The organism is Rhodoblastus sp. (assembly GCF_041915505.1).
Classification (GTDB): domain Bacteria; phylum Pseudomonadota; class Alphaproteobacteria; order Rhizobiales; family Beijerinckiaceae; genus Rhodoblastus.
Genome location: NZ_JAYSBG010000224.1, coordinates 1 through 5850, shown reverse-complemented (window position 1 = coordinate 5850; position 5850 = coordinate 1). Strand labels below are relative to the sequence as shown.

The 5850-nt window shown below is 64.5% G+C and carries 5 protein-coding genes; 1 reads left to right on the top strand and 4 read right to left on the bottom strand.

Translation table 11 applies throughout. The annotated features are described in order from the left end of the window. On the top strand, window positions 1-2133 hold a 2133-nt coding region (locus tag ACE3S9_RS13510; protein ID WP_374546991.1), incomplete at its 5' end, for a TonB-dependent receptor. 88 nt (window positions 2134-2221) lie between these two features. Here ACE3S9_RS13510 and ACE3S9_RS13505 read toward each other — a convergent pair. The 4 genes from ACE3S9_RS13505 to ACE3S9_RS13490 all read right to left on the bottom strand — a co-directional run. Further along, the gene (locus ACE3S9_RS13505; RefSeq protein ID WP_374546990.1) at window positions 2222-2527 is read right to left on the bottom strand and encodes a hypothetical protein; all 306 of its coding nucleotides are present in this window, start codon (window positions 2525-2527) and stop codon (window positions 2222-2224) included. 171 nt (window positions 2528-2698) lie between these two features. Then, window positions 2699-3811, bottom strand: a complete 1113-nt coding sequence (locus ACE3S9_RS13500) for an acetoin dehydrogenase dihydrolipoyllysine-residue acetyltransferase subunit (RefSeq protein ID WP_374546989.1) — start codon at window positions 3809-3811, stop codon at window positions 2699-2701. A gap of 11 nt (window positions 3812-3822) precedes the next feature. Continuing rightward, window positions 3823-4845 (bottom strand): alpha-ketoacid dehydrogenase subunit beta, encoded by a 1023-nt coding sequence (locus tag ACE3S9_RS13495; protein WP_374546988.1) that lies wholly within the window; start codon window positions 4843-4845, stop codon window positions 3823-3825. Window positions 4846-4869: 24 nt separating this feature from the next. After that, window positions 4870-5850, bottom strand: a 981-nt coding sequence (locus ACE3S9_RS13490; protein WP_374546987.1) for a thiamine pyrophosphate-dependent dehydrogenase E1 component subunit alpha, incomplete at its 5' end; no start/stop codon positions are given.

Here is a 5850-nt window from a genome sequence, read left to right as displayed (position 1 = left end):
TCGTCGCCAGCGGCCAACGCCTCGATTGTCGTCAGGCGCGATCCCAATGTTTCGATCGTCACGCGCCAGGATATTGCGACCCAATTGCCGCGCTCCAACGACACGGCTCGCCTTCTGGAGAGTGTCGCGGGCGTGAGTCTCTACGGCGCCGGCCCGATTTCGAGCCTGCCCGTGATCCACGGCCTCGAAGACGATCGGAACAATGTCGTCCTTGGCGGCGTGCCGATCACCGCCGCCTGCGCCAACCACATGAATCCGCCTTTGTCCTATATCGATCCCGCCGCCATCGGCCAGGTCGAGGTGCTGACGGTCAATGTTCCGGTCAGCAAGGGCGGCGATTCCATCGGCGGCTCGATCCTGGTCACGCCGCGCCCGCCGGTTTTCGTCACGCCCGAATTGGCCAGCGGCGCCGCGCCCGGCGGCCTGATCAGCCCCGGCGTGCTGGCGTCCGGCTCGGTCTCGACCTATTTCCGCTCCAATGGCGGCGGGTTCGGCGTCTCGGGCCATGTCAATGTCGCGACAGACCATTTCAGCCTTCAATATGACGGCGCCTGGAGCAGATCCGGCGACTATTACGCCGGTGGCGGCGATCATATCGTGCGCTCGACCAATTACGAGGCGACGAACCAGGCCGCGACCCTGACCTATTCGAATGAGGGCCAGACGCTCGCCTTCCACTACGCCTATCAGTGGATTCCATACCAGGGTTACCCGAACCAATGGATGGACATGACGGCGAACAACGCCAATACCTTCGACGTGTCCTACAAGGGCGCGTTCGGCTGGGGCCAGTTCGAGGCCAACGCCTATTATCATCTGACTCAGCACTACATGAATTTCCTGGCCGACAAAAACGGCGGAGTCGACGCCACGACGACGACCGGCATGCCGATGTATGTCAACGGCCAGGATTACGGCTACAACCTCAAGGCCGTTGTGAACCTGGGCGACAATGGCCTGCTGCACGTCGGCAACGAGCTGCACTTCCAGACGCAGAACCAATGGTGGCCGCCTGTCGCGCCGATGGGCATGGGTATGGGCATGATGTGCTGCTCAACCTTCGTCGACATCAACGATGGCCAGCGCAATGTGCTTGGAACCTATGTCGAATGGGAGAAGCGCTGGGGCCAGGGCTGGTCTTCGCTGCTCGGCCTGCGCAACGACATGGTGTGGATGAACGCCGGCCCCGTCCAGGGCTATAACGAGATGATGTACGGCATGGACGCCGCCGCCTTCAATGCGCAGAACCGCGCCAAGACCTTCGCCGATTTCGACGTCACGGCGGTCCTGCGCTATAACCCGGACGACGTCAGCCAATATGAGTTCGGCTATACGCGCAAGACCCATGCGCCGAACATCGACCAGCTTTATTCCTGGTCGACCAATCCGATGGCCGCGATGATGATCGGCTGGTACGGCGACGGCAACGGCTATGTCGGCAATCTCAACCTGCTCCCGGAAGTCGCCCACACCGTCGCGCTGACGGGACAATGGAGCGATCCGACCCAGAAGCTCTGGCAGGTCAAGGTCGGGCCCTATTATTCCTACGTGCAGAACTTCATCGACGTGGATTACCTCGGGCAGATCCCGGTCATGAACAATTTCGGACAGATGAGCGAGGTCAACCTGCTGCAATTCGCGAATCACGACGCCCAACTTTACGGTTTCGACATCGCCGGCAAGGCGCTGATCGCGCAAACCGCCGATTATGGCGACTTCTCGGTCAATGGCGTGATCGGCTATGTGCGCGGCTGGCGGGTCGATAATGGCGAGAGCCTCTATCACATGATGCCCTTGAACGGGAAAGTGTCGCTCCAGAATACGATCGCCTTGTGGGGCGGGCGCCTGACCAGCGCCATCGAGGTCCAGGCGGCGGCGGCTAAAACCGAGGTGGAAACCGTCCGGCTGGAGCCGACGACCCCGGCCTATGGCGTCGTCAACCTGCGCGCCTCCTACGAATATCGGAACCTGCGCTTCGATCTCGGCGTCGAGAACCTGGCCAATGTCCTCTATTACAATCCGCTCGGCGGCATCGACATCGCGGATTGGTCGGCTGGCGCGAATTCCAATCTGCATACGCCCGTCGCCTCGCCCGGCCGCAATGTCTATGGAGCGATGACGGTAAAGTTCTGATCCGACGCTCGGTCCCTCAAGACCCGATGTCGTGCGGCGACGTCCTCGCCGCGAGAGTCACGCGCCCCGCCCGGTCGCCGGGCGAGGCTCAGTGTCGACGCGGTTCGGCGGCGCCGGCGCCGGGCTTGCGCGGGCTCAGCCAGTTCAGCGCGGTGATCGAGAAGAACCCGCCGAGCCAGGATCCCGTGGCCGCGAAGAAAACATAGACCCAGTTCGACGTGTAGCTGATGACCGCGAAGGCGGAGAGCAGATACCAGACGCTGCTCCAGGTGGCGGCGGCGAATCGCCTGCGGTCGGAGACCGAGGCGTTGAACAGGACATAGACGGCGTCTGTGGCCGCGGTTGACGCGATGACGCCAAGGGCGATCCAGGGATCGACGGACGGAATCTGCATTGCGGGCTGCCCCCGATTGCTGCCCGCCGACTATCGCGCAAAATCGCGCCCTGTAACAGGAATTGCTCGACCGTCCACCCGTCCGCGCCCTGGCGCGGGCCCGCGTCGCAAAAAAGGGCCGTCGCGGTGAGCGACGGCCCAATCCTCATTTCCCGGATGAACCCGGGCCGTTTACGCTTCGATATGCGCCAAAAGCAGCTCATTGACGCGGGCGGCTTTCTCCATCTGCACCATATGGCCGGCGCGGGCCAGCACTTCCGCCTTGGCGCCGGCGCCCAGCGCCGAGGCGTGGGCGGCCGGAATGATGCGGTCGGTCTCGCCCCAGATCACCAGAGCCGGCGCGCCCGTCGCCTTCAAGGCGTCGGCGAGCGCCGACGTCTGGCGCCCATCGGGGAACAGGGAGACGGCGAGGCCGCGCAGGGCGCTTTCGACGCCGTCGATCCGCTTGTATTTGAGCACGTCGTCGACGAGTTGGCGATTGACCAGAGAGGGGTCGTCGAACAATTGCTCGAGCAGCGGCTTCAGCTCGCGCCGCGATCCCGCCGCGGCGAAACCGTCCAGATAGGCGCTGTTGATTTCGGCGCCGAGGCCGGCCGAACCGATCAGCGCCAGCGATTTCACGCGCGCAGGCTGGTCGATCGCCGCGCGCATGGCGATGGCGCCGCCCATGGAATGGCCGACGAGATGGGCCGCCTCGACGCCGACGGCATCCATGAAGGCGAACACGGCGGCGGCGAGCCAGGCGAGGCTGGATTCGCCGATGCGCTTGTCCGACTGGCCGTGGCCGGGCAGGTCGAGCGCATAGACCGTGGCCGCGCCGGCCAGAGCATCGATATTGAACAGCCAATTGTCGAGGTCGCCGCCGAAGCCGTGGACGAGGACCACGGTCTTCTCGCCGCTTCCGCGTTTCGCATAGCGTAGGCGGCCGGCGGGCGTATCGACGAACTCATAGCGTGGCCCGGCTTCCTCGGCGTCGCCGTCCTCGCTGGCCGGCGCCGCATAGCCGGCGACAAAGGCGTCGATATCGGCGTCCGGCACCTCGTCGCCGGCGATCACGCCGATCAGCGCCTTGACCGGATAGATCTCGCCGCTTTCGCCGACGATCCGCCGCAGCACGCCGGCCGAACCGGATTCGGCGACATTGACGATCTTGTCGGTTTCGACTTCGAACAATTCATCGCCCACCGCGACCTTCGCGCCGACCGGCTTGAGCCAGCCGGTCAGCTTTCCTTCGGACATCGACAGGCCCCATTTGGGCATGACGATCGCTTCGATAACGCTCATTCTTTGCTCCTTCAGGCCGCTTTGGCGCGGGCGATGGTCTTGCCGACGGCGGCGACGATGGCGTCGGCGCTCGGGATGTAGAGGTCTTCCAGCGACGGCGAGAACGGCGCCGGCGTGTGCGGCGCGGTCACCATCTGCGGCGCCGCCTTGAGCGCGCCGAAGGCGTGCTGGGCGACATAGGCCGCGATGTCGGACGCCAGCGAGCAGCGCGGATTGGCTTCATCGACCACGACCAGCCGCCCCGTGTTCACGACGCTTTCGAGCACCGTGTCCCAGTCGATCGGCGACAGCGTGCGCAGGTCGATCACTTCGGCCTCGATGCGGTCCTTGCGGGCGAGGCTTTCGGCGGCGTCGAGCGCGCGATGCACGGTGAGGCCATAGCCGACGATGGTGACGTCCTTGCCCTCGCGGACAACCGCCGCCTCGCCGAACGGAATGGCGTAGGATTCCGCAGGAACCTCGCATTCCATGCCGTAGAGATTCTTGTGCTCGCAGAAGATCACCGGATCGTCGTCGCGGATCGCCTGGATCAGCAGGCCCTTGGCGTCATAGGCGTTGGACGGGCAGATCACCTTGAGGCCCGGAATATGGGTGAAGATGGGCGTGAGCATTTGCGAATGCTGCGCGGCGGCGCGGAAGCCGGCGCCGACCATGGCGCGAATGACCACCGGCGTGCGCGCCTTGCCGCCGAACATATATTTGAACTTGGCCGCCTGGTTGAAGATCTGGTCGAAACAGACGCCCATGAAGTCGATGAACATCAGTTCCGCCACCGGGCGCATGCCGCAGGCGGCGGCGCCGATGGCCGCGCCGACATAGGCGGATTCCGACAAGGGCGTGTCGAGCAGGCGGCCGCCATGTTTGGCGAACAGGCCCTTGGTCACGCCGAGCACGCCGCCCCAGGCGTCGTCCTCGCCCGGCGCGCCGGAGCCCCCGACAATATCCTCGCCGAGCAGGATGACGCTGGGGTCGCGGGCCATTTCGAGGTCGAGCGCCTCGTTGATCGCGGTCTTGAAGCTGATTTTGCGGGTCATGTCTTGTTCTCCCGGTCCGGGGCGTCAGTAGGCGACGTAAACGTCGGTGAGCAGTTCGCGCGCATGGGGCAGCGGCGCGTCCTTGGCGGAGGAAACGGCGGCGTCGATCAGCGCCGCTACTTCGAGATCGATCAAGGCGAAGTCGCGGTCGGTTGCGATTCCGGCTTCGATGAGACGCCCGCGGAAGATCTTCAGGCAGTCGCGATTCTCGCGGTTGTAGTCGTTCTCGCCCTTGGCCTTGTAGGTCTGGGCGTCGCCTTCGAAATGGCCATAGAACCGCGCGACATTGCATTCGAGTAACGCCGGGCCGCCGCCGTCGCGCGCGCGTTTGATGATCTCGCCCGCCGCTTCATAGACGGCGAAAAAGTCCATTCCATCGACGGTCACGCCGGGCATGCCGAAACCCGAGGCGCGATCGACATAGGAATCGACGGCCGTCGCGTAATCGACCGAGGTCGCCTCGGCATAGCCATTGTTCTCGACCACGAAGATCACCGGCAGGTTCCACACCGCCGCGAGATTCATGCTCTCCAGAACGGTGCCCTGATTGGCCGCACCATCGCCGAAAAAGGTGATGCCGACGCCCCGGTCGCCGCGGAATTTCGAGGCCAGCGCGGCGCCGCAGATCAGCGGCGCGCCGGCGCCGAGAATGCCGTTCGCGCCCATCATGCCCTTGGACAGATCGGCGATATGCATCGAGCCGCCCTTGCCGCGGCAGGAGCCGGTCGCCTTGCCGTAGATCTCCGCCATCATCTCATGGACGTCGACGCCCTTGGCGATGCAATGGCCGTGGCCGCGATGGGTCGAGGCGATGCGGTCGATATCGGTCAGATGCGTCATGATGCCGGTCGCGGTGGCTTCCTCGCCGGCATAGAGATGGACGAAGCCGGGAATGTCGCCCTTGGCGAATTCAACATGAAGCCGCTCTTCGAAATCGCGAATGGTGCGCATGGTGCGGTAGGCCCGCATCAGCTCCTCGCGCGGCAATGGAAAGGGATTGCTGGA

Bases quoted from the DNA above. Each gene is read 5' to 3' on its own strand.
- ACE3S9_RS13505 (WP_374546990.1), bottom strand. From the start codon at position 2,527: ATGCAGATTCCGTCCGTCGATCCCTGGATCGCCCTTGGCGTCATCGCG.
- ACE3S9_RS13500 (WP_374546989.1), bottom strand. From the start codon at position 3,811: ATGAGCGTTATCGAAGCGATCGTCATGCCCAAATGGGGCCTGTCGATG.
- ACE3S9_RS13495 (WP_374546988.1), bottom strand. From the start codon at position 4,845: ATGACCCGCAAAATCAGCTTCAAGACCGCGATCAACGAGGCGCTCGAC.